The organism is Arthrobacter zhangbolii (genome assembly GCF_022869865.1).
Lineage (GTDB): Bacteria > Actinomycetota > Actinomycetes > Actinomycetales > Micrococcaceae > Arthrobacter_B > Arthrobacter_B zhangbolii.
On record NZ_CP094984.1, the window covers coordinates 1307618 to 1333898 of the forward strand.

The following is a 26281-nucleotide window of genomic DNA, read 5'->3' on the forward strand; positions in this document are numbered from 1 at the left end:
ATGGAGCCGGGAACCGCGGCTGCGGTCCTCGACGCGGCACGTGCCGCCGGCAGGACAGTAGCCACCGCGGAGTCCCTGACCGCCGGCATGCTCTGCGCTGAACTCGGAGCGGTACCGGGGGCTTCGGCCGTTTTGCAGGGCGGGGTGGTGGCGTACCAAAATGGCATCAAGCACTCCGTTCTCGGAGTTCCGGCCGGGCTCCTGGCCGAAGCCGGTTCCGTGGACGGACGGGTGGCCGAACATATGGCCTCCGGAGCGCGGCGCGTCCTGGGCGCCGATATCGGGGTCTCCACCACCGGAGCCGCGGGGCCCGAAGCCCATGACGGAAAACCGGTGGGCACGGTGTTCGTGGGTATCGCTACGGCCTCAGGCAGCAGCGTCCGGGAGTTCCATTTCTCCGGGGACCGGGCAGCCATCCGGGCCGCAACCTGCCGGCAGGCGCTTCTGATGCTGGCCACCGAGCTGGAAGCGGACTAGCGTAGCGGACGGAGCGGGAAGCGTCCGGATATAAGCGGGAACAAATCCGGCAGGGTGTCAGTTGTTAGTATCAGGAACCGCCAAGGTTCTTTTATTACGATCTTTGGACAGTCTGCGGTATCGCCGCAGCCGTACTCATAGGGAGCAGGACGATACACATGGTTAAGCAACCCGTGTCCGTGAACGGCGTGATCCGCTGGCGGGATGTAGGGTTGGCGGAAGACGCACACCGGGAGCCAAAGGAGCGCAAGATGGTAGTTCTTCGTCACGAGATTGGTGATGTTCTCCGCGACGTGCGCCAGCGCCAGGGCCGTACCCTGCGCGAGGTCTCACATAGCGCCCGCGTTTCCCTCGGCTACCTCAGCGAGGTTGAACGCGGACAAAAGGAAGCATCGTCAGAACTGCTGTCTTCCATCTGCACTGCCCTCGATGTGCCCCTGTCCCTGATGCTCCGTGAGGTCAGTGACCGGGTGGCCAACGCTGAAGGCGTGGCCATTCCAGATACCGTGCCATCGGAGTTTTCCCGGGAATTTGCACGTGAGTTCCCGGAAGACCTGGCCCGGGACCTGGCCCGCACACCCTAGGACCCACCCCACGACCTGCCGGTCGGGATGCCCCTGAACGGATCCGGACCGGAAGCGACTTGAAAACCCCCGCAGGCGCGGTGCCTGCGGGGGTTTGTTCTGTCCGCGGCTCTAACTGCCGGGCCCGGCTTCCCCCTCCCGGCCGTCCGCAGGCAGCGGGATGGCGGGATCTCCGCCCGGCGGCAGCACCGAGGTGTTCAGCTTGTGCAGCAGCTTTGCCAGAGTGAGCAGATCCTCGGTTTCCCAGCCTGTCCAGGTGCTCCGGAAATGCGCCTTACGCGCCGCGGCCGTACCTTCCAGGCGGGCAGAGCCTGATTCGGTGAGGCTGATGGGCTGGGCCCTGCCATCGATCGGATCAGTATGTTTTTCAACGAGCCCCAGCGTCTGGAGCATCGACACCTGCCGGCTCAGTGACGGCTTTCCCACCCCTACGGCGGAGGATAGCTCCGTCAGGCGCATCGGACCCTGCTGGTGAAGCAGCACCATGAGGCCATAGGCGGACGGCTCCATATCCGGGTGGACTTCCCGGGCCATGCGGTGCGAACTGGCCCGGGCCCTGCGCCAGAGGACACTTAGTTCCTGCTCCAGGTCCTCAATGGCAGTATCTCCCTCAGGCCCGGTGCCCGGCCCGGCAGCCGGGAATATCCCGACGGGCCCTGCACTCGGAAAGCCTGCAGCCGGAAAGCTTGCGTCCGGAAGGCTTGCGCCCCGAAGGCCATCACCGGAAAGCGGACTCTGCGGATGCGTGCCGTGCTTCGGAGAACCGGCCGTGCCGGAAATCTCGGTCATCCCTCATTGTAGGTTCGTGCCGCGGCACCTGCCCCGGCCTGCGCCGTTTTTATGTCCGTCAAGCGGCTGGATTCGGGTGCCGGGCCGGACCGGTGCAGAGGCGGCTTCGGTCGGTGGGGGCTTGACCGCTATCGGATCCGCTGGCAGAGTCCCCGGCATGATCGTCAATGGGTCCGTAGGGAGTGCTCCGTGGGGACTTGACCTTCTCGATGTGGCCGCACCACCGTGGGAAGAGGACCTGCTGGTCACCGCCCGGCCCAAGGGAGTCGTCGACGTGTGGTCACTGGTGCGCGGTACGCGGTGCACCACGTTCGAAACGATGTGGGGCTCCGGAGGCTGGCGGGGGGGGGGCACTAGTGCCCGGCGAGCACCCCGTGGTGGTGGCCGGCGCGTGGGAGCGCCACGGCATATGCGGGTATGACCTGACGGGACAGCGGCTGTGGCAGGACCCCAGCCGCACGAACGTAGAGGCGGTGACCGCCCTGGCCGGAGGCCGTGTAGTCGTCACTCACCTCCGCAGGGCCACCCGTGTGCTGGAGGCAGCGACCGGGGAGGAAGTGGGTACCCTGCGGGGAGCGTTGAGAGTAATTGCGCTGACTTCGGACCTCTCGCTTGAAGCGGGTGGCGGCTGGTGCCGTCTGCTGGATCGTTCGCTGGATCCGCTCGGGTCCCGGATCGCGACCGGACTGAACACGGTTTGGTGTGCAGCCAGCGACGGGGAGCACCTGGCGATCACCGAGATAGGCGGACCCTTACGCATCCTCGACTCCGACGGGCGAGAACGAGCGAGGATAGCTGAGCACTTCCGTCATGTCCTCCATGACCCGGTGACGAACTCCTGGATCGCGGTCCACGAGCCCTCCGATGGGAAGAACTCCCTGTTCCGGTTCAGCAATGAGGGGGAGCTTCTGGAGCGCCGTCCCTGGGACCTCCGCATCCGCGGCACAGCGACGATGCGCGGAGGCAGGACGTTGATCCTGATCACGGATCAAGGCGGTCAGGTCGTGGACTGCGCAGACTGGAGCGCCCGAGGACTCCAGGTGACGTGAGCCTGAACGCTGAGTAGCCCGTGGCGCACGTGTACGCCTCCGTGCGCCGTGCGTGAGACGATTAATTGATGCGTATCAGTGACTTCTGGCGGCTTATGGATGACGAGTTCGGTTCGGCCTATTCACGGGTCCTTGCCGCTGACCTGGTCCTTGCCCCGCTGGGCGGCGTCACCGCTGCGCAGGCACTGGATAAAGGGATTGAACCGAAGGCGGTGTGGCTGGCGGTATGCGATATCCAGGATGTTCCGCAGGAACGCCGGCTGGGCCGGGATATAAAACCCAAGGCCACCTGACGGCGCAGCCGGCGTATTCGAGCGGAACACGCCGGGAACCTTATTCGAATCTTTGTTCGGATAAAGATATGCTCCTACACAGGGGTCGGTCCGAGCCGATGCGGCCCGGAGATATCCACAAGACAATGAGCAACAAGGTCCGGTCAGCCGTTTTGTCAGTGCCGCCGGATAGGGTCGTTATTAGAAAAGGACGACCGGCCTACGGGCCGCTTACTACCACAACACGAGGTGAAGAATGGCTGCTCCAGCCGACCGCGCAAAAGCCCTAGAGGCAGCGCTGGCCCAGATTGACAAGCAGTACGGCAAGGGGTCGATCATGCGGCTGGGCGACGAAGTGCGCGCCCCCGCCGAGACCATCTCCACCAGCTCGGTCGCGTTGGACGTGGCGCTGGGCATCGGCGGGCTGCCGCGCGGCCGCGTCGTGGAGATCTATGGACCGGAATCCTCCGGTAAGACCACCCTGGCGCTCCACGTGGTGGCGAATGCACAGAAGAGCGGCGGCATCGCCGCGTTCATTGACGCCGAGCACGCCCTGGACCCCATCTACGCTGCCAAGCTTGGGGTGGACACGGACTCACTCCTGGTCTCCCAGCCGGACACCGGTGAGCAGGCCCTCGAAATCATGGACATGCTGATTGGCTCCGGTTCGGTTGACGTTGTTGTCATTGACTCCGTTGCCGCTCTGGTGCCCCGCGCCGAAATCGAAGGCGACATGGGCGACAGCCATGTCGGACTCCAGGCCCGCCTCATGAGCCAGGCGCTGCGTAAGATCGCCGGCCGCCTGAGCCACACCAACACCACGGCTATCTTCATCAACCAGCTGCGTGAAAAGATCGGTGTCTTCTTCGGTAGCCCGGAAACGACCACGGGCGGCAAGGCGCTGAAGTTCTACGCCTCGGTCCGCATCGATGTGCGGCGCATCGAGACCCTCAAGGAAGGCACCAACCCGGTTGGTAACCGGACCCGGGCAAAGATCGTCAAGAACAAGATGGCTCCGCCCTTCAAGCAGGCAGAGTTCGACATCATGTACGGGGTCGGCATTTCCCGCGAAGGCGGCCTCATCGACATGGGAGTGGAGCACGGCCTGGTCAAGAAGTCCGGCGCCTGGTTCACCTATGACGGTGACCAGCTGGGTCAGGGCAAGGAAAATTCGCGTAACTTCCTCAAGGACAATCCCGACCTTGCGGACGAGCTGGAGCGCCGGATCCGGGAAAAACTTGGCATCGGCGTTCCGGCCGCAGAAGCGCCCGCCAACCCCAAGCTGAAGGCAGTGGGGAAGGACTCCTAAGGTTCGGGTGCCCTTCGGGCCGGTCCGTTGTAAAGACACGGTCTCCGGAGGGCACCGGCCTTGGCGCCCCCGGCAGAGACAGCTATGGATACTCCGCAGCAGAACAACCGGCAGCAGAACACCCCCCAGCAGAGCCCGCCCCGGTCCGGGACCGGACAGGATGAGACGCTGGCGCAGCTGAGACAGCGCCTCGCTGACATCCAGGCCGGAACCGCGCAGGCCTCCGCAGACGACCCCGCAGGAGCTCCTGCCAACGAACGAAACCGGCCCGGCAGAACCGCGGGACGGCGGAAGGCTGCCGGGAGCAAAGACTCATCGGGTGAAAGCGACCCGGAAGCCGGCTGGGAAGCATTCAAGGAGGACGGGTTCGGGGAAGAGGCGACAGCTGACGAACCCTGGGCCGAAGCGGATGCCGCAGGAATAAGCTCCGGCAGGCGCCGGAACAAGCGCGGCAAACCGGGAGGAACCGGGGGGTCCGGGCAGCAGGCGGATGCCGAAACGCTGACACCGGAAGAGGCGTACAGCGAAGCCAAGGCCATTGTCCTGCGCCAGGTCACGGCATCCCCCAAGAGCCGGAAACAGCTGGAAACGAAACTCGCCGAACGGGACATTCCTGCGGAATCGGCGGCGGCCGTGCTGGACCGTTTCGAGGAAGTGCAGCTGGTTGACGACGCCGAGTTCGCCCAGCTCTGGGTCCGCAGCCGGTCCCAAAGCAAGTCACTTGCCCGCGGAGCGCTTCGGCGGGAACTGGCAGAAAAGGGTATAGCCCCGGATCTTGCGGCCGAAGCACTGGAGCAGGTCAGTGACGAGGATGAACTCGAGGCAGCCAGGGAACTGGCGCGGCGCAAACTCCAACGGTCAGCCGATCTGGCGGACCGCACGGTACGCGACAAGCAGACGCGGCGCCTGGTTGGCATTCTCGCCCGCAAAGGTTATTCACCCTCCCTGGGCTTTCGCGTGGCCAGTGAAGTCATCGCCGCTGTCCGGGAGGAACGCGGGGACTCCGTCTAGCACGGCCGGTGCCGCGTTGTCCGCCGGTAACGGCTCAGCCTTCTCGTCTGGAAGCCGGTGTCCAATCAGCGCGCCGTACCGTATGCTGTGCGAACTATGTTAAAGATGAGGTTTGCGGGGCCCCTGGTGCATTCGGGACGGGAGCGGCCCCGTCGGGCGGCGTCGTTGTCCGCAGTGATCCTGACAGCAGTGCTGGCTTCAGCCGTGCTCAGCGCAGCTCCGGCACCCGCCGCCGAGTCCTATCCCTCCTGGGAGGACATCCGCGCGGCCCAGTCCTCGGCGTCGGCAAAAGCCGCTGAAGCGGACCGGGTGGAGGGCTTCCTCACCGAGCTGAGGGAGGAAGCGGGCAGCCTCGGAGATGCCGCCGTCTCTGCGACCAACCGTTACAACGCTGCCGTGGAAGAGCTTGCCGCCAATGAGCAGCTGTTAATTTCGCTCGCTACACAGCGGGAAGCGGCCGCCGGACACGCCTCGGACCTGATGCGCCAGGTGGCCGCCTTGGCAGCCCAGACCTATAAGACCGGCGGGGCAGCCGCAGACAGTGCCGCGCTGATGCTGCTGGACGCCGACGGATCCGTGGACGCCCTGCACGGTGCCGATCTGATGGACCGGGTTTCCTCGCGGGCAGGCAATCTGTATGCGGACGCCCTGGCGTCGGAGAAGGTCGCAGCCGGGTTCAGCGAACAGGAGCAGCAGGCCCGGGATGCCCGGGCAAAACTGGTCGCCGAAGCCGAACGCTACGTTGAGGAAGCGGATTCGTCCGCCGCTGCCGCTGCTGCTGCCATCCGCGAGGAGGAAACGCGGAAGTCCGTACTTCTGGCCCAGCTTGCCGAACTCCGGGACAGTACCGTCGAGGCAGAGGAAGCGCGGATACGGGGGATAGCCGCGGAGAAGGCTTTTCGGGATCAGGAAGCGGCAGCGGAGCGTTCCGCACAGGAATCGCCCCGGCCCGGGGCCGGGCAGGCGGCGGGAGGCGAAGCATCGCCCGAAACGGCACCGCCGCCTGTGACATCCCCCTCAATACCCGCCCCGGTAAAACCCGCGCCCGTCGCACCGGCCCCGGTAGCACCCGCGCCCGTCGCACCGGCCCCCGTCGCGCCTTCGCCGGCCCCGGTGGCGCCGGCTCCGGCGCCTCCCGCACCCGTAGCACCGGTGAACGATCCGGCGGGAGCACAGAACTACGCCGCGGGCAGAATGGCGAGTTTCGGGTGGGACGGGAACGAGTTCCGTTGCCTGGTCAATCTCTGGAACCGCGAGTCGAACTGGCGCACCAACGCCGCCAATCCCTACAGCGGCGCCTACGGCATTCCGCAGTCCCTGCCCGGCAGCAAAATGGCAACCCACGGTGCTGACTGGCAGACGAACTATCGGACGCAGATTAACTGGGGGCTGGACTACATCAAGTACAGGTACGGATCGCCCTGCGCCGCCTGGGCTCATTCCGAAGAGGTCAACTGGTATTAACCCCGGCGTTCTGCCCCGCCCACGCCAGCCGGATGTTGTCAAGAGCTGCCGTTACCGTTTTGAGACTTTTCCCAGAAAACTCCGGTAGCGTCCAGCGCTTGTGACTTCACTTGATTCTTCACGCCGCGAACAGACCCGTATCCGCCGCGCCCTGCGCCGGCGCCGCCGCCTTCGGGCGGGAGCCGCCGCCACCCTCGGATCGGTAGCCGTACTCGGGGTGTCCGGTGCGGCCCTGGGAACGGCTGCCGGCGCCAGCCTACGATCTTCGGCCGGGGTGCAGCTGGTGAGCCTGGCTGTACCGCTGCTTGCTTCCGAAGACACCCCGGATCCCGCCGGCTATGGCCCGGCATCCGGCTCCGGGCAGAGCGAGCCATCGGACGACCGCGGGAACGACGGCGGCGCCCCCGCCTCCGGGGACGAAGCCGTGGAGACCGGTGCTCCGGTGGCTGAAGCTGCCGGGGAACCTGGCACGGGAAATCCCGGCACCGACCAGACTGAGGCAGCGGCGGCAGCGGCGGCAGCAGCCGCCGAGGCAGAAGCAGCTGCAGCCGCGGAAGCTGAAGCCGCGGAGGCCGCGGCCCGCGCCGCCACCCCCGTGGATGATCCCGCCGCCGCGAAGGCCTATGCCGCCTCCGCCCTGGCACAGCGCGGCTGGGAGGCATCCCAGCTGAGCTGCCTGGATACGCTCTGGACCAAGGAATCGGAATGGCTCACTAGCGCCACCAATGCCAGCAGTGGAGCGTACGGCATTGCGCAGTCCCTGCCGGCGGAGAAGATGGCATCGGCCGGAACCGACTGGCAGACCAGTTACCGGACGCAGATCAACTGGGGCCTGGACTACATCTCCTCGCGCTACGGCACACCCTGCAGCGCCCTGAATTTCCACTACGCCAACAACTGGTACTGAGAATAATCCGCGGCGGTATTCGGGGCCGGAGCATGGGTGGACGTACCCTAGGAGGGTGAGTCTGACTGTTTCTTCCCCTGCCCCCGATGCACTGCAGCCAAGCCCGCGCACCTATCAGGTCCGCACCTTCGGCTGCCAGATGAATGTGCACGATTCCGAACGTATCTCCGGCCTGCTCGAAGACGCCGGATATGTTGCCGCCGACGGCGACCAGGCGGACATCGTGGTCTTTAACACCTGCGCAGTCCGCGAGAACGCAGACAACAAGCTCTATGGAAACCTGGGGCTGCTGGCGCCCGTCAAGGAACGCCGCCCGGGGATGCAGATTGCCGTGGGAGGGTGCCTGGCACAGAAGGACCGCGAGACCATCCTGCGCAAGGCGCCCTGGGTCGATGCCGTCTTCGGCACCCACAACATCGGCTCGCTGCCTGCCCTGCTGGAGCGGGCCCGGCACAACGCCAAAGCGGAACTGGAAATCCTGGAATCCCTGGATGTCTTCCCCTCCACGCTGCCCACCAAAAGGGACTCGGTGTACTCGGGCTGGGTGTCCATTTCCGTGGGCTGCAACAACACCTGTACGTTCTGCATTGTCCCGTCCCTGCGCGGCAAGGAACGCGACCGCAGGCCGGGGGAGATCCTGGCTGAAATCAAGGCACTGGTGGACGACGGCGCCATCGAGGTGACCCTCCTGGGCCAGAACGTGAACTCCTACGGCGTGGAATTCGGCGACCGCGGCGCCTTCGCGAAGTTGCTGCGTGCCTGCGGCGAGATCGAGGGCCTGGAACGGGTCCGGTTCACCAGCCCGCACCCGGCAGCCTTCACCGATGACGTCATCGAGGCGATGGCCGAAACGCCCAATGTTATGCCCCAGCTGCACATGCCGCTGCAGTCCGGCTCCGACAAGGTCCTCAAGGACATGCGCCGCTCCTACCGGTCCAAAAAGTTCCTCGGGATACTGGACCGGGTCCGTGAACGCATGCCGCACGCCGCTATCTCCACCGACATCATTGTGGGCTTCCCCGGGGAAACCGAAGAAGACTTCCAGGCCACTCTGGACGTGGTGGAGCAGTCCCGCTTTGCCACCGCGTTTACCTTCCAGTACTCCAAGCGCCCGGGCACCCCGGCGGCTGACCTGCCGGACCAGCTGCCCAAAGCGGTGGTGCAGGAACGCTTTGAACGGCTCACCGCCCTGCAGGACCGCATTGCCGCCGAGGAGAACGCCAAGCAGGTTGGCACCACCGTTGAGGTCATGGTGACCGCCGGTTCGGGGCGCAAATCGGAAGAAACCGGCAGGCTTTCGGGCCGGTCCCGGGACCAGCGCCTGGTGCACTTCTCCGTGCCCGAGGGCGCCCCGGTTCCCCGTCCGGGTGATCTGGTAACGGTTCCGGTCACCGCGGCCGCTGCCTTCCACCTGATTTCAGACCCGGCAACCGCGGCGGATTACTCACTGCGCCGGTCCCGGGCAGGAGACGCATGGGACAGGGTCCAGGCGGATTCCTGCGGTGTTCCGGCAGGGCCCGCGGGCACCCGCAAGGGCGTGTCGCTGGGCATGCCTGTCCTGCCGCCGCGTTCCTGAGGCACCCATGAACTCTGCGCAGCCGGCCGGGCTGCCGGTCATCGCCGTCGTCGGTCCCACAGGATCGGGGAAATCCGATCTGGGGGTGGCCCTGGCACTGGAACTGGGCGGCGAGGTGATCAACGCCGATTCCATGCAGTTCTACCGTGGTATGGACATCGGCACCGCCAAGATCACCGAAGCCGAACGGCGGGGCGTGCCGCACCACCTGCTGGACATCATGGACGTGACTGAGGAAGCCAGTGTTTCGGCGTTCCAGACGCAGGCACGTGAGCTCATCCGGGACATCAGTGCCCGCGGCAGGTTCCCCATCCTGGTGGGCGGTTCCGGGCTGTATGTCCGCGCGGCTCTGGACGTGCTGGAATTCCCGGGCACCGATCCGGCAGTCCGTGCCCGGATTGAAGCCGATCTGGAAACGCTGGGACTGCCGGCGCTCCGGGCCCGGCTGCAGGAAGCGGACCCGGTTTCGGCAGAACGGATCAGTGACGCGCGGCGGGTGGTCCGGGCGCTGGAAGTCATCGAACTGACCGGCCGCCCGTTCAGTTCCTTTATGCCGGTGCGCGAGTACGTGCGGCCAACCATCCAGCTCGGACTGCGGGTGGAGCGTCCCGTCCTGCATGAGCGCCTTGCCCGCCGCGTGGATGCCATGGTGGAGCAGGGCCTGCTGGAGGAGGTCCGCCGGCTGGAGCCGCAGGGACTGCGCTCCGGCCGGACCGCGTCGCGGGCCCTGGGGTATGCCCAGTTCCTGGCGGTACTGGACGGGAAGTTATCCGTGCCGGACGCGGCAGACGCTACGGTGGTGGCCACCAGGCAGTTCGCCCGCCGCCAGCTCACCTGGTTCCGTGCCGATCCGCGTATCACCTGGCTGGACCATGACGACCCGCAACTGCTCCACCGGGCAACCGAGGCCGTCCGCGGGTGGGGCCGGCCCAGTATCCTTGGTGAGTGACCAATACTTCTGCTGCTTCGAGCCCTGCCGCTTCCCTGTCCGCTTCCGGCCTCCCGGCGTCCCTCGCCGGACTTCCCTTCGCGAAGGGGCACGGTACCGGAAACGATTTTGTCCTCATCGCCGACGTTGACGGTTCCCGGAACCTGACGGCTGACGAGGTTGCAGCGGTCTGCGACCGGCACCGCGGGGTCGGGGCCGACGGGTTCATCCGGGCGGTCCGCTCCGAATTCGTCGCCGAGGGCCGAGCCCTGCTGGAGACGGCGCCGGAGGCGGAATGGTTCATGGATTACCGCAATTCCGACGGCAGTGTCTCGGAGATGTGCGGCAACGGAGTGCGAGTATTCGTCCACTTCCTGCTTGAAGAACACCTGCTGGAACTCGGCGAGGGGGAGAGCCTGGCCATCGGCACCCGTGCAGGGCTGAAGACGGTGAGCCGCATCTCCGGCGGCTACGCCGTGGACATGGGACCGTGGGAATTCATCTACCCGGACCACGCCGCTGCGAAGGCCATGGACGCCGTCGTAAACGCCGGGGGACTCGAGGTGCCCCGCCCGGGGCTGTCGGTGAATATGGGCAACCCGCACACCGTGGTTGCCCTCGCCGAGCTCAGCGAACTTGCCGGCACCAACCTGACCGCGCCGCCGTCGGTACAGCCCGAACCGGAGCACGGCACCAACGTGGAATTCGTAGTCCCCGCGGAGCCGCTGGTTGAAGACGGCGTGGGCCTGGTGACCATGCGCGTACACGAACGCGGCGTGGGGGAGACCCTGTCCTGCGGCACCGGTGCCTGCGCGGCTGCCGTGGCCGTCCGTTTCTGGGCCGGCGCCCAGGCTCCGGACAGCTGGGCAGTGACCGTCCCGGGCGGCGTCGTCGGCGTCCGGTTCCTGGCCGGCCCGGAAGGCCGCGAACACGTGGAACTCAGCGGTCCGGCAGTGCTGGTGGCCCGGGGGATGCTGCTCTAGGCAGCGTCGGAGCGGTGCACCTTCAGGATCCTGAAGGTTTTTGCGGTGCTGTGCCGGGTTACGGCGAACCCGGCCGGCAGCGCTTCGGCCAGCCAGCGCTGCAGCGAATCCGACCCGAGGTTTTTCTGCACCACCAGCCAGGCAGTGCCGCCGGAAGCCAGCCGCGGCAGCCAGAGCATCAGCAGGGCATGCAGCTCTTCCTTGCCAATCCGGATGGGCGGGTTGGACCAGATGGTGTCGAAGCGGACGTCCGGGTCCACGTCCTGCGGCAGGGAAGTAAGGACGTTGTCGCAGCCCAGCGCCGCCGCATTGTCCCGTGTGAGGCCGAGGCTGCGTTCATTGACGTCCACCGCGTAGATCCGGGCCGCGGGGGAGCGCAGGGCCAGCGTCAGGGCTATGGGGCCCCAGCCGCAGCCAATATCCAGCAGGTTGCCCGTGGCCGGGGGCGCGGGGACTTCCTCCAGGAGGACGGCGGTGCCCTTGTCAATGCCGTCGGGACTGAAGATTCCGCCGGCGGTCTGCAGCACCCGTTCGGACCCGGCAAGGGTGACGCGCAGGGGCTTGCGGACCTCGGGTCCGGACGGAGTGGAAGAGAAATAGTGGTCTGAACCCATAACAGTCCAGATTAGTCGCTGTGCGGGTCCGCTGCGGAATTTCCGCGGCTCCGCAGCCGTTGTAAGGAACAGTGCAGAGGTGCGGAAATCCATTGCGGTGCCGGCAGGTTTCTGCTGAGAATGGTGGCCCGGGAAATGTCCGTTATCTGGCCTACCATGTTAAGTACATCCTCATAAGGAGATTATGACCATCAACAACTCCCGTGCCCTGAATTCCGGGGACGGCTCCGCAGCAGGTTCCACGCCGGAACTGAGTCCCGCGGACATCCAGGGCGTCATCGACAGGATCCTCTCGAAGGAAAGTGCGGTTGAAACCAAAACCGCGTCCGGCAGCGACCAGCGCCGCGGACGCGCACTGGCACTCGCGGAATCCGGTGAAGAACACTCCGTCCACGACGGTGAACAGCAGGATCTGGAGGAACGCCGCGCACTGCGCCGCGTCGCCGGCCTTTCCACCGAACTCGAAGACGTTACTGAAGTCGAATACCGCCAGCTTCGGCTGGAACGGGTTGTCCTGGCCGGACTGTGGAGCGAAGGCACCGCTGCCGACGCCGAAAACTCCCTGAAGGAACTCGCAGCACTGGCAGAGACCGCCGGCTCCGAGGTCCTGGACGGGATCATCCAGCGGCGCCTGAAGCCGGACCCCGGCACTTTCCTCGGTTCCGGCAAGGCACAGGAACTCAAGGACATTGTGATGGCCACCGGTGCCGACACCGTGATTGTGGACAGCGAGCTGGCCCCGTCACAGCGCCGCGGCCTGGAAGACATAGTCAAGGTCAAGGTCATTGACCGTACCGCCCTGATCCTGGACATCTTTGCCCAGCACGCCAAGTCGCGTGAGGGCAAGGCGCAGGTGGAACTGGCACAGCTGGAATACCTGCTTCCCCGCCTGCGCGGCTGGGGCGAGTCCATGTCCCGCCAGGCCGGCGGCCAAGTGGGCAGCGCAAGCGCCGGCATGGGCTCGCGCGGACCCGGTGAAACCAAGATCGAACTGGACCGGCGGAAGATCCGCACCCGCATGGCCAAGCTCCGCCGCGAAATCGCCGGCATGAAGCCGGCCCGGGAAACCAAGCGGGCCAACCGGCAGCGCAACGCCGTCCCCTCCGTGGCCATTGCCGGCTACACCAACGCAGGCAAGTCCTCCCTGCTCAACCGGCTGACCGACGCCGGGGTCCTGGTGGAGAACGCCCTGTTCGCCACCCTGGACCCCACCATCCGCAAGGCCCAGACCGAAGACGGTATCGGCTACACACTGGCGGACACCGTCGGTTTTGTCCGGTCCCTTCCCACCCAGCTGGTAGAGGCTTTCCGCTCCACCTTGGAGGAAGTGGCAGACGCCGATCTGATCCTGCACGTGGTGGACGCATCGCACCCGGACCCTGAAGGACAGATAGCCGCGGTCCGCACGGTGCTGGCCGAGGTGGATGCCCGCAAGGTGCCGGAGATCATCGTCCTGAACAAGGCCGACGCCGCCGATCCGTACGTGCTGGAACGGCTGCGCCAGCGCGAGAGCCGCCACGTGGTGGTTTCCGCACGCACCGGGGAAGGGATCCCGGAGCTGCTGCAGGCTATTTCCGAAGGAATTCCCCGCCCCGGAGTGGACCTGGAACTGCTGGTGCCCTACGAGCGCGGCGACGTCGTCTCCCGTCTGCACCAGCAGGATGCGGAGATTCTTTCCATGGAGCACGGGGAAACGGGGACCCGGCTGCACGTTATGGTTCGTGAGGGCCTGGCTGCCGAACTGGAGCCGTTTGTCGCCCATGCGTAAAAAGGGCGACACTCAGGGGCCGGAACAGGTCCTGGATCTGCTGGACACCGCAGTCTCGGCCATGGGCGGCCAAAACCGCCCGGGCCAGCATGAGATGGCCCGTCAGGTGGCTGAGGCCATCGAGACGGGCGATCACCTGCTGGTCCAGGCCGGAACCGGCACCGGCAAATCCCTCGCCTACCTCATTCCGCTGATTGCGCACGCGCTTGAAAGCGATAAGCCGGCGCTGGTTTCCACCGCCACGCTGGCCCTGCAGTCCCAGATTGTGGGACGGGACCTCCCGCGACTGCTGAAGACCCTCGAGCCCAAGCTGCCCCGTGAGGTGGACGTAGCGCTGCTCAAGGGCCGCAGCAACTATGTCTGCGTTCATAAGACCGGCGGCGGTTTCCCGGACGAGGACGACGACGCCGGCACGCTCTTTATGCTCGGTGAGGACCAGGCCGTGCCGCACCCTGCGCCTGCTTCCGGACCGACGTCGGCCCTGGGCCGCGATGTTGTCCGGTTGCGGGAGTGGGCCCAGGAAACAGAGACCGGGGACCGGGACGAGCTGCTTCCCGGTGTCAGCGACCGCGCCTGGCGGCAGGTTTCAGTGACTTCCATGGAATGCCTGGGCGCGCAGAAATGCCCGGTGGCTGAAGAGTGCTTTAGCGAACGGGCGCGGGCCAAGGCGGCAGTAGCTGATCTGGTGATCACCAACCACGCCATGCTTGCCATTGCCGCCTTCGAAGGCCTGGCCGTGCTGCCCGACTACGACGTAGTGGTCATTGACGAAGCGCACGAACTCCAGGACCGCGTCACGGGAGCCGTCACCGGACAGCTCTCCGGCACCATCATCTCCGCAGCGGTAGCGGCCGCCCGCAAACACACCTCCGCGAGCCTTGAGCCTCTTGCTGCGGCCGGGCGTGCCTTCGACCAGGTCTTTGCGCCGGTACCCTCGGGCCTGCTGGCCGCCGGCCTGTCCGAGGACCAGGAAATGGTGCTCGGCCATGTCCGAGAATCCACCCGGACGGCGCTGTCGGATTCCAAACCCGAAGGCCCGGATGCAGTGGACGGCGGGCGGCAGATGGCCCGCTCACGGCTGCTGGCTGTGCAGGAAATGTGCGAACGCATCCTCGATGCCGGCAATTCCGGCGAGGTCGTCTGGGCATCGCGGACGAGCACTTTTGCGCCCGGCGCCGGCTACACCGCGCCCGAAGAGGATTCGCCGCCCGTCATCAACGTGGCCCCGTTGTCCGTGGCAGGCCGGCTGCGGGAGGGACTCTTCGACGGGCATACCGTGGTCCTGACCTCGGCGACCCTTGCCATCGGCGCCGAGTTCGGCCCCGTGGCCGGCGCGCTGGGACTCCTGGGTGCCGGTGCCCCGAAATGGACGGGCACCGACGTCGGCAGCCCTTTCGACTACCCCCGCCAGGGTGTGCTGTACGTGGCGAAGGACCTGCCCAAACCGGGACGTGGAACCTCGCCGGAACAGCTCGACGAGATTGAGGCCCTGATCAAGGCCTCCGGAGGCGGTGCGCTGGGACTGTTCTCCTCCCGCCGGGCGGCCGAGGAAGCCGCCGAGGCGCTGCGTTCCCGCGTGGATTTCCCCATCCTGTGCCAGGGTGAATCCACCATGTCCGCCCTGGTCAAACAGTTTGCGGAGGATGACGAGACCTGTCTGTTCGGCACCATGTCCCTCTGGCAGGGTGTTGACGTTCCGGGAGCCTCCTGCCGGCTGGTGATTATGGACCGGATCCCGTTCCCGCGCCCGGATGATCCGCTGATGACCGCCCGCACCCGTGCCGTGGCCAAGGCGGGCGGCAACGGCTTTATGAGCGTTTCCGCCACCCACGCCGCCGTGCGGCTGGCACAGGGCGCCGGCCGGCTGATCCGGGCTTCCGGCGACAAAGGCGTGGTTGCGGTGCTTGATTCCCGCCTGGCCACCGCCCGGTACGGCAGCTTCCTGCGGGCAGCCCTGCCGCCCTTCTGGGCCACGACCGACCGGGCCGTGGTCCTGCAGGCACTGCAGCGGCTCGCCGGGCAGCCAGCGGACGCGGGAAGATGACCCGGCTGGACCAGTCGATATGCGCGCGGATAAACACGTGCCGTTAAACAGCAGTGCCCCGGCCGGTAGCCGGGGCACTGCTGTTTAGTCCCTGTGGGTATTTCGGTCTGGAGCCTAGAGGGAACGCATAACCGATACGACTTTGCCCATGATGGTCGCTTCGTCGCCCAGAATCGGTTCGTAGCGCGTGTTCTGCGGCAGCAGCCAGGTGTGCCCGTTGCGCTGGCGGAACGTCTTGACCGTGGCCTCGTCCTCCAGCAGGGCCGCGACGATGTCACCGTTCTCGGCGGTGGGCTGGCGCCGCACCACCACCCAGTCGCCGTCGCAAATGGCCGCATCGACCATGGAGTCACCGGCAACCCGGAGCATAAACAGGTCACCGTGACCCACGAGTTGGCGGGGCAGGGGAACCACTTCTTCAACCTGCTGGTCGGCAAGGATGGGCCCGCCTGCGGCGATCCGTCCCACCAGGGGCACCATGGCCGTGTCGATTGCCGTGGTGAGGTCTGCCACCGCGCCGCCTGAGCCGGCCACGCCGGTAGCGGACCCGTCCTGCGCGGAGCTTTGACGTGTGACGGCATTGCCGGAACCGGAGGTGCCTGCGGACTCGGCGCCGGGGGCCTCGCCGTTACGGGAGGAACCGGCATCGCGCAGCAGCAGCGGAACCAGGATCTCCATGGCCCGGGGGCGCTTGGGGTCGCGGCGGATGTAACCGAGTTTCTCCAGCTGGCTCAGCTGGTGGGTGACGCTGGAAAGGCTCGCCAGACCGACAATGTCGCCTATCTCGCGCATGGACGGCGGGTAGCCGTTGGTGCTAACCGAACGCTGGATGGTTTCCAGGATCTTGGTCTGGCGCGCAGTCAGGCCCTTGGAGCGGCCTGCCGGCGCGGCAGGGGGAGGGGTGCTGCCATTGGAAACAGTCCTGCGGGCCACGTCGGCTTCCCTTCACGGACGGCCCGCGGTTGCGGGCCGGTTGGTTCTGGCGGTTCTGGCGGTTTGAATCTGGCGGTCTGGTTCTGTCCGGGCGGTGCTGCAGCCCGGTCTTTGTCCGGTCCCGGCCGTTTTGTCAGAGGCGGATGGTTAGTTGGTTCCAGCCGCTTCCGATGGGTTCAACGCTAGGGGAGCGCAGCACGTTTATCAAACATATATTCGAGCGAGTCTCGACATTGTTCGTAGATAAGTGCTAGAAATGTTCGAGTACAACTTAGAACATACATTCGAGTCCGGGCTGCCGACACCTCGCTGGCTCCACCAGATGTTCGAATGCAGTTTCGAGCCGCAGTGTTTCCTCCCGTGCTTATTGCGGGCGGACGGCGGCAGCTCTGCGCTTCGGACCGGAAAGGTATTGACATGTCAGTACACGTACTTCCCGCTGTTCCTTCTGCAGCCGCACCCGCTTTATCCCAGGCACCTCTGCGCCTCACCCGCCGGGGCCGGCTTCTCCTGGTTGGAGCACCGCTGATGCTGACCTCGGCCGCCCTGCTGGTCTTCATTGGATTCTTCACCGCACCCGCCATGGCCTCGGGCAACTCCCCGGAGCAGACCCGCACTATCCAGGTGAGCGTTTCGAACGGGGAATCCCTGTGGTCTCTCGCCACGGAATTCGCCCCTGACCGGGATCCCCGCACCGTAGTTGCCGACATCGTGGAACTGAACAACCTGGATGATGCCACTGTGCCGGCCGGCCGCCAGCTCTACATCCCGGTGACGCGCTGACCTTCGGGAACCGGGCTCCTGCGTGCTGCATGCGGGAGCCGTCCCCTGCCTCAGGCTCGCGGACTGGTCTTTATCCGGGGACCGGTCTCCGCCTAGGGAGCGTTCTTCATGGAGGGACTTAGAAGTGCAGGCAGGCGGCCCGGATTCCGGAACTGTCCCCGCAGCGCCTTAAGCTGTACTGGTGAGTGAACAGCTGGAAAACCTGAACCGACTTCCCCTGCGCGATGACCTCAGAGGCCTGACGCCCTATGGGGCCCCGCAGCTGGATGTGCCGATCCTGCTGAACGTCAACGAAAACACCCATGGACTGCCCGAGCACGTGCGCCGGGCCATCGTTGCCGAAGTGGAGTCCGCCGTCGGCGGGCTGAACCGCTACCCGGACCGGGAATTCACCCAGTTGAGGGAAAAACTGGCACGGTACCTCGGCCACGGGCTGGTGCCGGAGAACATCTGGGCAGGCAACGGTTCCAATGAGGTTCTCCAGCAGATCCTGCAGGCTTTCGGCGGTCCCGGCCGGACGGCCATGAGCTTCCCGCCCACCTACTCCATGTACCCGTTGCTTGCCAGCGGTACCGGCACCGCCTACGTCACCGGCACCCGGGAAGCGGATTTCTCCCTGACCCCGGAATCGGCCGCCGCGCAGATTCGTGCCCAGGCACCGAACATCATCATTTTGTGCACGCCGAATAATCCCACGGGAACGGCCCTTGGCCTGGACGTCATCGAAGCTGCCTACGAAGCGGGCGAAGCGTCCAACGCCATCGTGGTGGTTGATGAGGCCTACGCGGAGTTCTCCCACGCCGATACCCCCAGCGCCCTGCAGCTGCTGCCGGGACGGGAACGCCTGATCATTTCCCGCACCATGTCCAAGGCCTTTGCCCTGGCCGGGGCTCGGATCGGATACCTGGCTGCAGCACCCCAGATTGCGGATGCCCTGCGCCTGGTCCGGCTGCCCTACCACCTCTCGGCCATCACCCAGGCCACGGCCAACGCCGCGCTGACCCATGCCGATGCCCTCCTTTCCAATGTGGAGGACATTAAGGGCCAGCGTGACCGGATCGTGCGGGAGCTGACGGACCTCGGACTGGACCCCGCACCCTCGGACGCAAACTTCGTGCTCTTCGGCGGCATGGAGAACCCCCGCGCTGTCTGGGAAGGCCTACTGGAAGCCGGCGTCCTGGTTCGGGACATCGGCATTGAGGGCCATCTCCGCGTCACGGCCGGTACGGAAGCTGAAACGGATACCTTCCTTACCGTGCTGCGGTCCCTGCTTCCGGCCTGAACGGCCCGCCGTCCGCGGCGGCCACGATTCCGGGACCCGGCCGCACCGGGACTAAACTGAGAACCTGCCGGAGCTTTGTCCATTGCTCCGACCCCGACCTTCCTGAAGGAACCCCATGACTGTGGAGACCGCTACCGGACGCACTGCCCGCCTTGAGCGGACCACGAGTGAATCGTCCGTCCTCGTTGAACTGGACCTGGACGGCACCGGCCGCGCAGACATCAGCACCTCCGTGCCGTTCTACGACCACATGCTGAACGCGCTGGCCAAGCACTCCCTGATGGACCTCACCGTCCGGGCCACCGGCGACACGCACATCGATGTCCACCACACGGTCGAGGACATTGCCATCAGCATCGGCGAGGCACTCAAGACCGCCCTGGGCACCAAGGCAGGCATCCGCCGGTTCGGCGAGGCTACTGTTCCGCTGGACGAGGCGCTGGCCCACGCCGTCGTCGATATCTCCGGACGCCCCTACCTGGTGCATTCCGGCGAACCGGCCGGACAGGAATACCACCTGATCGGCGGGCACTTCACCGGCTCGCTTACCCGGCACGTGTTTGAAGCCATCACCCTGCACGCCCAGATCTGCCTGCACATGCGGGTGCTGGGCGGGCGGGACCCGCACCACATTGTCGAAGCGCAGTTCAAGGCCTTCGCCCGCGCCCTTCGCGCCGCCGTGGAATCGGATCCGCGGGTAGAGGGAATTCCGTCCACGAAGGGCGCCCTGTGAGTGCCCGCAACGTCACGGTCCTGGACTACGGCTCCGGAAACATCCGCTCAGCCGTCCGCGCCCTTGAGCATGCCGGTGCGAACGTTACCCTCAGCGCCAGGCCCGACGACGTCCTGAACGCGGAAGGGCTCGTGGTCCCCGGCGTCGGTGCCTTCGCGGCCGTGATGCAGGGACTCAAAGACGTGGATGCCCTCCGCATGATCGGCCGCCGGGTTGCCGGCGGGCGCCCGGTGCTGGGTATCTGCGTGGGCCTGCAGGTCCTCTTCGAGGAGGGCGTGGAACACGGCGTCCGCACCAAGGGCATGGGCGAATGGCCCGGAGTGGTGGAGCGGCTTGCTGCCGACGTCGTGCCCCACATGGGCTGGAACACCGTGACACCGCCGGAAGGTTCAGCGCTGTTCGAGGGCCTCGAGGACGAACGGTTCTACTTCGTGCACAGCTACGGCGTGCAGAAGTGGGACTTCGACGTCACCCAGCCTGCCATGCGCCCGCCCCAGGTCACCTGGGCGGACCACGGCGGACCCTTTATTGCCGCCGTTGAGAACGGCGCCCTGTCAGCCACCCAGTTCCACCCGGAAAAGTCCGGCGAAGCCGGCGCTGCGCTGCTGAACAACTGGCTGAAGACACTGGGCTAGCGGCTATGTGGAGCATTGTTCTTATGGGCCTGGCCGGTCTGCTGATTGGCGGTGCGGTGTCCTTCCGCAGCCAGGGCATGTCCAAAATTATTGTTATCAGTTTCTGGGTTTTGGCCGGAATGGCCCTGCTGGGTGCCTACCTGCTGACCCTTAACCTCTCCTGACCCCACCACCGAAAGCACAAGAGATGCCCTTCAGCGAAACCCCCGTCCTTGAACTCCTGCCCGCCGTTGATGTGGCTGACGGCCAGGCCGTGCGCCTTGTGCAGGGCGAAGCCGGCAGCGAGACCAGCTACGGCGATCCGCTGGATGCCGCCCTTGCCTGGCAGAATGACGGCGCGGACTGGGTCCATCTGGTGGATCTGGACGCCGCCTTCGGCCGCGGCTCCAACCTGGACCTGCTCAGCCGCGTGGTGAAATCCCTGGACATCAAGGTGGAACTGTCCGGCGGCATCCGCGACGACGAGTCACTGGACAAGGCCCTGGAACTCGGTGCGGCACGCGTCAACCTCGGCACCGCTGCACTGGAGAACCCCGAGTGGACCGCCAGCGCCATTGCCCGCTACGGCCAGGCCATCGCCGTCGGCCTCGATGTCCGCGGCACCACGCTGGCGGCACGCGGCTGGACCAAGGAAGGCGGCGACCTCTGGGAGGTGCTGGCCCGCCTGGAGGAAGCCGGCTGCCCGCGCTACGTGGTCACGGACGTGACGAAGGACGGCACGTTGCGCGGACCGAACATCGAGCTGCTGCGCGAGGTGCTGAAGCGTACCGACCGCCCCGTGGTGGCTTCCGGCGGCATCTCGAGCCTGGATGACCTGGCAGCCCTGCGCGAGCTGGTTCCCCTGGGCCTGGAAGGAACCATTGTGGGCAAGGCGCTCTACGCCGGTGCCTTCACCCTGCCGCAGGCCTTTGACGTCGCCGGGCACCCGGACCGCTGAGAATGGCTGCTCGCGAACTGCCCGGACATATCGCTGCGGCACTGGCCGGTGCCGGCGGCCCCACTGATTCGGCGGGGCAGCCGTGGGCAGGCCGGGACCTGGCCGGTGAGGGAAATCCGCTCCACAATTTCGACAGCGATGACGGACGGGCCAATCCCGGTTACGTGGACGCCGTCGCCAAGCTGATCGCCGGCACCGGCAGTGAAGCGGAGGTGGTGGCCTCCCTCGCCACCGCCCGCGTGTTTGTCCCGATTGTGGCCGTGCTCGGCGAGGAAACCGAATCCGAGCACGGACTCACGGCCGATAAACAGGCGGACATGGCGCTGGTCACCCTGACCGCGCCGGACGGGCGCAAGGCACTGCCGGTATTCACGTCGGTTGAGGCACTGGAACGCTGGCACTCCGAAGCCCGGCCGGTGGCCGTGTATACGCCGCGGGCAGCGCTCTCCGCTGTTTCGGAGGATGCCCAGCTGCTGGTGGTCGACCCGGGAGCGGATTTCACTTTTGTGGTCCGCCGCCCGGCCATGTGGGCGCTCGGCCAGCAGCGCGACTGGGTGCCGTGTTACACCGACCCCGCCCTGGTGGAGATGGCCGAAGCGGCCGCCGGGCCGGACCCGCAGATCCTGGCGGTAACGCTGCAGCAGGGGCAGGGCACCGCCTCCAGGACCGCCGACGGAACACCGGTGGGCGGGGGAGGGGCCGGCCCGGAGCTTAGAATGATTCTCCAGCTTGCGCCCGGACTTGGTCCGCAGGACATCCAGGCCATTGTGGCCGCCCTGCAACAGCGTTTGACTGCCAACCCCGAGTTTGTTGAGCGCGTGGATTCCCTGGACATCAAAATCACCCGCTGACCCGTCAGGCGTAACCCGCCGGAAGAGAACTGCCGTGAATTTTGGTCTGTACCGCGAAATGCTGCGGATCGCACCGATCCGCCGCCTGCTGATAGTCGGAATGATCGCCCGGTTTCCGCATTCCGCGGCGGGCGTCCTGCTCACCCTGCATGTAGTGAACACCATGGACCGGGGCTATGCGGCCGCAGGTGCCGTGGCAGCCGTGGTCACCATCGGCATCGCCGTGGGCGCTCCCTGGCGGGGACGGCGGGTGGACACCATTGGGCTCCGGAAGGCCCTGATCCCGTCGGTCATCGCCGAGGCAGTGATCTGGAGTACGGCCCCGCACGTGAGCTTTGAGTGGCTGCTGGTCCTTGCACTGGTGGGCGGAGTGTTCACCCTCCCGGTCTTCAGTGTGGTCCGCCAGTCCCTCGGTGTGCTGGCCACCGGCGAACAGCGGCGTACCGCCTTTGCGCTCGACTCCATCGCCACCGAGCTCATCTTTATGATGGGCCCCGCGCTGGGGGCCGTGATTGCCACGCAGATATCCTCCGTGATCGGGCTGACCGCGGTGGGACTTTCCGCGGCCGTGGCCGGGCTCCTGCTGATCTGGTTCAACCCGCCCACGCGTTCCCCGGAACCTGAGAAGGCTGTGACCGCAGTTGACGAGCAGGAGGCTGCGGCGGCCACCGCTGTGGCGGTGGCGCCGGCAAATATCCAGGAAGCGCCGATGGAGCTTACCGGTGCGGGCCTGCCCGACGGCCCGCAGAATATGTTCGAGCGGCTGCGTCACGGAGTGGCCGGGAACTTCACCTGGTTCAGCCCGGCAGTGGCCGTGGTGTTTGCCGTTGCCATAGGTGCAGGGCTTTTGCTCTCCAGTACCGACGTCGGGATTGTGGCCTCGGTGGAAGCCGGCGGAAATCCCTCCGAGGTCGGCATCGTTTTCGTGGCCTGGTGTGCCGCCTCAGCCATTGGCGGGATTGTCTACGGCGCCATGAAGCGCCGCTTCTCGCCGATGTCCCTGCTGCTGACCATGGCGGTGCTGACCATGCCGATGGCCTTCGCCACGGACACCCTGAGCCTGGCCCTGCTATCCATTCCCGCAGGCCTGCTCTGCGCCCCGGTACTTTCTGCAGCCTCGGAGCGGGTGGCGGATCTGGTGGCCGAGAACCGGCGCGGTGAAGCCATGGGCTGGTACGGCTCCTCCATGACGGCCGGTACCGCACTGGGTGCGCCCGTGGCGGGCCTGGCCATTGACGTGATCGGGCCCTGGTCCGGTTTCCTGCTGGCCGGCGGCGCTGCAGCGGTGCTGGTGCTGGCAACGCTGTCCGCCCGCCGGCTGTTCCTGCGTTCCGCACCCGTCCGCTAGGCCTGCCATGCCGGCCCGGGCATAAAAACGCCCGAAGAGCTTCACCAGGTGAGGCTCTTCGGGCGCGCTAAGGGGTGCGGAGCGGGTTAGCTGACGGGGCCGGTGAATTTCTCGCCCGGGCCCTTGCCCGGCGCGTCCTGGATTACCGACGCTTCGCGGAAGGCAAGCTGCAGGGAACGCAGGCCGTCACGCAACGGTCCTGCGTGCTGGCTGCCGATTTCCGGCGCGGCAGCCGTGACAAAGCCGGCCAGGGCGGTGATCAGTTTCCGTGCCTCGTCCAGGTCCTTGAGGGCCTCGGCGTCGTCGCCTTCGGCCAGGCCGCACTTGACGGCTGCTGCGCTCATCAGGTGGACCGCCGCCGTCGTAATGACCTCGACGGCCGGAACCTCGGCGATGTCGCGCATCTGGTCGGCGACTTCCTGCTGTGCAGCTGCAGCGGTTTCGGACTCTTCGGTTGTTCCGGGGAAGGAGTGGCGGGTTGCTTCCCCTGCCGGATTGCTCTGTGGGGTACTCATACTGGTAAGCTTGTCACAGACCGACTGGTTGTCGTTACTTTCAATGCCCTCTACGGGCGGGATGAAAATCACACTTTCTCCTGAAGGCGGCGTAACCGGTATGCAAGCGGAGTCCCCTCCCACCCGCGTCAGCCTGACTGCCCGTAAAGGCCGCAGAGTTGCCGGGTTCAGGTCGGCCCCGACGGGCCAGCAGCAGGAAAGTCCACGGACTTCCCGAAGCGGCTGAACCGTTCCGGGAGCTAACTGCCTCGAACCGGCTTCGAGACAGTTACCGCCGACCCTCCTACGGGCCTCCGATTGCGCTTGCAATTGGGGGCCTTCTTCAGTTGCAGGCGGTAGCCGTTTTGAACAACACAGGAGCTGCAACATTAGCGAGCCAAGAATCAATGATCGGATCCGCGTCCCCGAGGTGCGGCTGGTAGGTCCGGCAGGTGAGCAGGTAGGCGTGGTCCGCATTGAGGACGCACTCCGCCTTGCAGCCGAGTCCGACCTGGATCTTGTTGAGGTAGCACCGCAGGCAAAGCCCCCGGTGTGCAAACTAATGGACTTCGGCAAGTACAAGTACGAAGCCGCCGTCAAGGCACGCGAAGCCCGGAAGAACCAGACGAACACCGTTCTGAAGGAAATCCGGTTCCGCCTGAAGATTGACACCCACGACTACGAAACCAAGCGTGGCCACGCCATGCGGTTCCTGGGCGCAGGTGACAAGGTCAAGGCCATGATCCAGTTCCGCGGCCGTGAGCAGCAGCGCCCCGAAATGGGCATGAAGCTGCTGAACAAGTTCGCCGAGGACGTCGCCGAGGTGGGTGTGGTTGAGTCCACGCCGCGCATCGACGGCCGCAACATGGTCATGGTCATCGGCCCGCTGAAGAACAAGGCCGAAGCCAAGGCGGAAGCACGCCGCGCCACGCAGCGTGCAGATGCCAAGGCTGCCAACGAGGCTGCCAGGAACGGTGAAGCACCTGCACGGGTGGACACTTCGGCGGACAAGGCTCCGATGACTCAGAGCCTTGCCGACCTCCTGCCGGACGGTCTTCGTCTGGGCTCCTCCGCTGCCGAGGCCGATAAGGCCCGTGCAGAGCAGGAGCAGGCAGAGAAGGAGCAGGCCGCCAAGCGCGCCAAGGCAGCTGCTGCTGAAAAGGCCGCCACCGAGGCCCGCCGCGTTGCCGCTGCCAGCAAGCCGGCCCCCGCGCCGGCCGCTGAAGTCGCTCCCGCCAAGCCGGCGGAGGCTGCCAAGCCTGCTGCTGCTCCGAAGCCCGCAGCGGTCCCGAAGCCTTCCGCGGCAAAGCCTGCAGCACCGCCCAAGCCGGCTGCCCGGCCCAAGCCTGCTGCGGCCCCCAAGCCTGCCGGCAAGTCGTCCCCGCGGGGAACGTCCGGCTCGAACAAGCCCGGAACTGCAGAGTAGTTTTCCTGCACGCTGTCCTGGCAACAGTAATAAAGCCCTGACACCTGCCCAGGTGTCGAAAGCCCCGCGGGCCTGCCCGCGGAAACCTAAAGGAGATCGGTAGACATGCCGAAGATGAAGACCCACAGTGGCGCCAAGAAGCGCTTCAAGCTGACCGGTACCGGCAAGCTCAAGCGCCAGCAGGCCAACCGCCGCCACTACCTGGAGCACAAGCCCTCCACGCTGACCCGCCGCCTGGCCAACGACAAGCTCGTTGCACCGGCTGACGCCAAGGTCATCAAGAAGATGCTGGGCATCTAACTAATCCCCGACAGCCGTCCCGTTCGGGTCGGTTTCACCCCATCAAAACTTTCCCCGCTCCTGGGCCGTCCAGGCGCAGTGACTTACCAAGTCGGGGAGATTTACCAAAAGGAGTACGCACGTGGCACGTGTGAAGCGGGCGCTTAACGCCCACAAGAAGCGTCGGGTTATTCTCGAGCGCGCCAAGGGTTACCGCGGACAGCGTTCGCGCCTGGTCCGTAAGGCCAAAGAGCAGCTGCTGCACTCATTTGTGTACAGCTACGGCGACCGCCGCAAGCGTAAGGGCGACTTCCGCCGCCTGTGGATCCAGCGCATCAACGCTGCTTCCCGCGCCAACGGCCTGACCTACAACCGCCTGATCCAGGGCCTGAAGCTCGCCGAGATCCAGGTTGACCGCCGTATGCTGGCCGAACTGGCCGTCAACGACGCCGCTGCCTTCGCTGCGCTGGTCCAGATTGCCAAGGACGCTCTGCCGTCCGACACCTCGGCTCCGGCCGCCGCCCAGGCTGCTCCGGCTGCCAAGGCTGCTCCCGCCGCCAAGCCGGCCGCTGCCGTAGCTTCCGCCAAGGGTGGCTTCAAGGCTTCCGAGGGCGACGCCCCCGAAGGCTTCGTTATCAAGGGCAACCTGGGTTCGGGCAAGTACCACGTCCCGGGTTCCACCTGGTACGAGCAGACCGTTGCTGAATACTGGTTCGATTCCGTGGAAGCAGCCAAGGCTGCAGGCCTGGAGCCGGCTGGCGGCGAATCCCGCCAGAAGTTCCAGGGCTAAGGGAATCGGTCTCTA

Annotated in this window: 28 protein-coding genes; 24 read left to right on the forward strand and 4 right to left on the reverse strand. The window is 66.1% G+C overall.

Going from position 1 to position 26281, the window contains the following annotated elements; translation table 11 throughout:
• Both MUK71_RS06065 and MUK71_RS06070 read left to right on the forward strand, forming a co-directional pair.
• Entirely contained in the window at nucleotides 1-477 is a 477-nt protein-coding gene (locus MUK71_RS06065; RefSeq protein ID WP_227929012.1) for a CinA family protein, read from the forward strand.
• A gap of 158 nt (nucleotides 478-635) precedes the next feature.
• Entirely contained in the window at nucleotides 636-1061 is a 426-nt protein-coding gene (locus MUK71_RS06070; RefSeq protein WP_269436336.1) for a helix-turn-helix domain-containing protein, read from the forward strand.
• Between the two features lie 111 nt (nucleotides 1062-1172).
• On the opposite strand, the gene MUK71_RS06075 is transcribed toward MUK71_RS06070, so the two are convergent.
• Nucleotides 1173-1595, reverse strand: a complete 423-nt coding sequence (locus MUK71_RS06075; protein ID WP_227929013.1) for a MarR family winged helix-turn-helix transcriptional regulator — start codon at nucleotides 1593-1595, stop codon at nucleotides 1173-1175.
• Nucleotides 1596-2206: 611 nt separating this feature from the next.
• Here MUK71_RS06075 and MUK71_RS06080 point away from each other — a divergent pair.
• The 9 genes from MUK71_RS06080 (at nucleotide 2207) to dapF (ending at nucleotide 11349) form a co-directional block, all read left to right on the forward strand.
• On the forward strand, nucleotides 2207-2899 hold the full coding sequence (locus MUK71_RS06080; protein ID WP_227929014.1) for a hypothetical protein: 693 nt from the start codon (nucleotides 2207-2209) through the stop codon (nucleotides 2897-2899).
• Between the two features lie 68 nt (nucleotides 2900-2967).
• On the forward strand, nucleotides 2968-3192 hold the full coding sequence (locus tag MUK71_RS06085) for a DUF3046 domain-containing protein (RefSeq protein WP_227904456.1): 225 nt from the start codon (nucleotides 2968-2970) through the stop codon (nucleotides 3190-3192).
• 235 nt (nucleotides 3193-3427) lie between these two features.
• Nucleotides 3428-4480, forward strand: coding sequence for a recombinase RecA (gene recA / locus MUK71_RS06090; protein ID WP_227904458.1), 1053 nt, complete (start codon nucleotides 3428-3430; stop codon nucleotides 4478-4480).
• Nucleotides 4481-4564: 84 nt separating this feature from the next.
• Entirely contained in the window at nucleotides 4565-5491 is a 927-nt protein-coding gene (locus MUK71_RS16280) for a regulatory protein RecX (protein WP_341482042.1), read from the forward strand.
• Nucleotides 5492-5665: 174 nt separating this feature from the next.
• On the forward strand, nucleotides 5666-6955 hold the full coding sequence (locus MUK71_RS06100; RefSeq protein WP_227929015.1) for a coiled-coil domain-containing protein: 1290 nt from the start codon (nucleotides 5666-5668) through the stop codon (nucleotides 6953-6955).
• A 100-nt stretch (nucleotides 6956-7055) separates the two neighbouring features.
• Nucleotides 7056-7862, forward strand: a complete 807-nt coding sequence (locus MUK71_RS06105) for an aggregation-promoting factor C-terminal-like domain-containing protein (protein ID WP_227929016.1) — start codon at nucleotides 7056-7058, stop codon at nucleotides 7860-7862.
• Nucleotides 7863-7917: 55 nt separating this feature from the next.
• Nucleotides 7918-9438 carry a tRNA (N6-isopentenyl adenosine(37)-C2)-methylthiotransferase MiaB gene (gene miaB / locus MUK71_RS06110; RefSeq protein WP_227929017.1) on the forward strand — a complete coding sequence of 507 codons (1521 nt, stop codon included), beginning with the start codon at nucleotides 7918-7920 and terminating at the stop codon, nucleotides 9436-9438.
• 7 nt (nucleotides 9439-9445) lie between these two features.
• Nucleotides 9446-10387: a tRNA (adenosine(37)-N6)-dimethylallyltransferase MiaA gene (gene miaA, locus MUK71_RS06115; protein ID WP_227904466.1), complete on the forward strand. Its 942-nt coding sequence runs from the start codon at nucleotides 9446-9448 to the stop codon at nucleotides 10385-10387.
• A gap of 35 nt (nucleotides 10388-10422) precedes the next feature.
• Nucleotides 10423-11349, forward strand: a complete 927-nt coding sequence (gene dapF / locus MUK71_RS06120; RefSeq protein WP_227904609.1) for a diaminopimelate epimerase — start codon at nucleotides 10423-10425, stop codon at nucleotides 11347-11349.
• Here dapF and MUK71_RS06125 read toward each other — a convergent pair.
• Nucleotides 11346-11963 (reverse strand): class I SAM-dependent methyltransferase, encoded by a 618-nt coding sequence (locus MUK71_RS06125; protein ID WP_227904468.1) that lies wholly within the window; start codon nucleotides 11961-11963, stop codon nucleotides 11346-11348. The two genes, dapF and MUK71_RS06125, sit on opposite strands and share 4 nt — an antisense overlap.
• 184 nt (nucleotides 11964-12147) lie before the next feature.
• Here MUK71_RS06125 and hflX point away from each other — a divergent pair, with 184 nt between their 5' ends.
• A complete protein-coding gene (hflX, locus tag MUK71_RS06130; RefSeq protein ID WP_227904471.1) occupies nucleotides 12148-13731 on the forward strand; it encodes a GTPase HflX in 1584 nt (527 codons plus the stop codon).
• Complete coding sequence (locus tag MUK71_RS06135; protein ID WP_227929018.1) at nucleotides 13724-15775, forward strand: ATP-dependent DNA helicase; 2052 nt, start codon at nucleotides 13724-13726, stop codon at nucleotides 15773-15775. The genes hflX and MUK71_RS06135 overlap by 8 nt, the downstream gene beginning before the upstream one ends.
• Before the next feature lie 114 nt (nucleotides 15776-15889).
• On the opposite strand, the gene lexA is transcribed toward MUK71_RS06135, so the two are convergent.
• Nucleotides 15890-16639, reverse strand: a complete 750-nt coding sequence (gene lexA, locus MUK71_RS06140; RefSeq protein WP_227929054.1) for a transcriptional repressor LexA — start codon at nucleotides 16637-16639, stop codon at nucleotides 15890-15892.
• A gap of 486 nt (nucleotides 16640-17125) precedes the next feature.
• Between lexA and MUK71_RS06145 the strand changes: the two genes are divergently transcribed.
• From MUK71_RS06145 to MUK71_RS06180, 8 genes are all read left to right on the forward strand, one after another.
• Nucleotides 17126-17491, forward strand: coding sequence for a LysM peptidoglycan-binding domain-containing protein (locus MUK71_RS06145; protein WP_227929019.1), 366 nt, complete (start codon nucleotides 17126-17128; stop codon nucleotides 17489-17491).
• Between the two features lie 181 nt (nucleotides 17492-17672).
• Nucleotides 17673-18773 carry a histidinol-phosphate transaminase gene (locus MUK71_RS06150; protein WP_227929020.1) on the forward strand — a complete coding sequence of 367 codons (1101 nt, stop codon included), beginning with the start codon at nucleotides 17673-17675 and terminating at the stop codon, nucleotides 18771-18773.
• A 115-nt stretch (nucleotides 18774-18888) separates the two neighbouring features.
• The gene (gene hisB, locus MUK71_RS06155; protein WP_227929021.1) at nucleotides 18889-19506 is read left to right on the forward strand and encodes an imidazoleglycerol-phosphate dehydratase HisB; all 618 of its coding nucleotides are present in this window, start codon (nucleotides 18889-18891) and stop codon (nucleotides 19504-19506) included.
• Complete coding sequence (gene hisH / locus MUK71_RS06160) at nucleotides 19503-20141, forward strand: imidazole glycerol phosphate synthase subunit HisH (protein WP_227904481.1); 639 nt, start codon at nucleotides 19503-19505, stop codon at nucleotides 20139-20141. The genes hisB and hisH overlap by 4 nt, the downstream gene beginning before the upstream one ends.
• A gap of 5 nt (nucleotides 20142-20146) precedes the next feature.
• The gene (locus MUK71_RS06165; protein WP_227904483.1) at nucleotides 20147-20305 is read left to right on the forward strand and encodes a hypothetical protein; all 159 of its coding nucleotides are present in this window, start codon (nucleotides 20147-20149) and stop codon (nucleotides 20303-20305) included.
• Between the two features lie 23 nt (nucleotides 20306-20328).
• A complete protein-coding gene (gene priA / locus MUK71_RS06170) occupies nucleotides 20329-21078 on the forward strand; it encodes a bifunctional 1-(5-phosphoribosyl)-5-((5-phosphoribosylamino)methylideneamino)imidazole-4-carboxamide isomerase/phosphoribosylanthranilate isomerase PriA (RefSeq protein WP_227904486.1) in 750 nt (249 codons plus the stop codon).
• Between the two features lie 2 nt (nucleotides 21079-21080).
• Complete coding sequence (locus MUK71_RS06175; protein WP_227929022.1) at nucleotides 21081-21929, forward strand: SseB family protein; 849 nt, start codon at nucleotides 21081-21083, stop codon at nucleotides 21927-21929.
• Nucleotides 21930-21963: 34 nt separating this feature from the next.
• Nucleotides 21964-23277, forward strand: coding sequence for an MFS transporter (locus tag MUK71_RS06180; protein ID WP_227904490.1), 1314 nt, complete (start codon nucleotides 21964-21966; stop codon nucleotides 23275-23277).
• An 86-nt stretch (nucleotides 23278-23363) separates the two neighbouring features.
• Here MUK71_RS06180 and MUK71_RS06185 read toward each other — a convergent pair whose 3' ends face one another.
• The gene (locus tag MUK71_RS06185; protein ID WP_423723770.1) at nucleotides 23364-23792 is read right to left on the reverse strand and encodes a DUF1844 domain-containing protein; all 429 of its coding nucleotides are present in this window, start codon (nucleotides 23790-23792) and stop codon (nucleotides 23364-23366) included.
• A gap of 409 nt (nucleotides 23793-24201) precedes the next feature.
• Between MUK71_RS06185 and infC the strand changes: the two genes are divergently transcribed.
• The 3 genes from infC to rplT all read left to right on the forward strand — a co-directional run bounded on the left by infC (nucleotide 24202) and on the right by rplT (nucleotide 26266).
• Entirely contained in the window at nucleotides 24202-25197 is a 996-nt protein-coding gene (infC, locus tag MUK71_RS06190; RefSeq protein ID WP_244802834.1) for a translation initiation factor IF-3, read from the forward strand.
• 105 nt (nucleotides 25198-25302) lie between these two features.
• Nucleotides 25303-25497, forward strand: a complete 195-nt coding sequence (gene rpmI / locus MUK71_RS06195) for a 50S ribosomal protein L35 (RefSeq protein ID WP_146363238.1) — start codon at nucleotides 25303-25305, stop codon at nucleotides 25495-25497.
• 121 nt (nucleotides 25498-25618) lie between these two features.
• Nucleotides 25619-26266, forward strand: a complete 648-nt coding sequence (gene rplT / locus MUK71_RS06200; protein ID WP_227904492.1) for a 50S ribosomal protein L20, sunset domain variant — start codon at nucleotides 25619-25621, stop codon at nucleotides 26264-26266.
• Nucleotides 26267-26281 lie beyond the last annotated feature (15 nt).

Excerpts from the sequence above, each read along its gene's own strand:
- MUK71_RS06065 (WP_227929012.1), top strand. The coding sequence starts at position 1 with ATGGAGCCGGGAACCGCGGCTGCGGTCCTCGACGCGGCACGTGCCGCC.
- MUK71_RS06070 (WP_269436336.1), top strand. The coding sequence starts at position 636 with ATGGTTAAGCAACCCGTGTCCGTGAACGGCGTGATCCGCTGGCGGGAT.
- MUK71_RS06075 (WP_227929013.1), bottom strand. The coding sequence starts at position 1,595 with ATGGCCCGGGAAGTCCACCCGGATATGGAGCCGTCCGCCTATGGCCTC.
- MUK71_RS06085 (WP_227904456.1), top strand. The coding sequence starts at position 2,968 with ATGCGTATCAGTGACTTCTGGCGGCTTATGGATGACGAGTTCGGTTCG.
- recA (WP_227904458.1), top strand. The coding sequence starts at position 3,428 with ATGGCTGCTCCAGCCGACCGCGCAAAAGCCCTAGAGGCAGCGCTGGCC.
- MUK71_RS16280 (WP_341482042.1), top strand. The coding sequence starts at position 4,565 with ATGGATACTCCGCAGCAGAACAACCGGCAGCAGAACACCCCCCAGCAG.
- miaA (WP_227904466.1), top strand. The coding sequence starts at position 9,446 with ATGAACTCTGCGCAGCCGGCCGGGCTGCCGGTCATCGCCGTCGTCGGT.
- MUK71_RS06125 (WP_227904468.1), bottom strand. The coding sequence starts at position 11,963 with ATGGGTTCAGACCACTATTTCTCTTCCACTCCGTCCGGACCCGAGGTC.
- hflX (WP_227904471.1), top strand. The coding sequence starts at position 12,148 with ATGACCATCAACAACTCCCGTGCCCTGAATTCCGGGGACGGCTCCGCA.
- MUK71_RS06135 (WP_227929018.1), top strand. The coding sequence starts at position 13,724 with ATGCGTAAAAAGGGCGACACTCAGGGGCCGGAACAGGTCCTGGATCTG.
- MUK71_RS06145 (WP_227929019.1), top strand. The coding sequence starts at position 17,126 with ATGTCAGTACACGTACTTCCCGCTGTTCCTTCTGCAGCCGCACCCGCT.
- hisB (WP_227929021.1), top strand. The coding sequence starts at position 18,889 with ATGACTGTGGAGACCGCTACCGGACGCACTGCCCGCCTTGAGCGGACC.
- MUK71_RS06165 (WP_227904483.1), top strand. The coding sequence starts at position 20,147 with ATGTGGAGCATTGTTCTTATGGGCCTGGCCGGTCTGCTGATTGGCGGT.
- priA (WP_227904486.1), top strand. The coding sequence starts at position 20,329 with ATGCCCTTCAGCGAAACCCCCGTCCTTGAACTCCTGCCCGCCGTTGAT.
- MUK71_RS06175 (WP_227929022.1), top strand. The coding sequence starts at position 21,081 with ATGGCTGCTCGCGAACTGCCCGGACATATCGCTGCGGCACTGGCCGGT.
- MUK71_RS06185 (WP_423723770.1), bottom strand. The coding sequence starts at position 23,792 with ATGAGTACCCCACAGAGCAATCCGGCAGGGGAAGCAACCCGCCACTCC.
- rpmI (WP_146363238.1), top strand. The coding sequence starts at position 25,303 with ATGCCGAAGATGAAGACCCACAGTGGCGCCAAGAAGCGCTTCAAGCTG.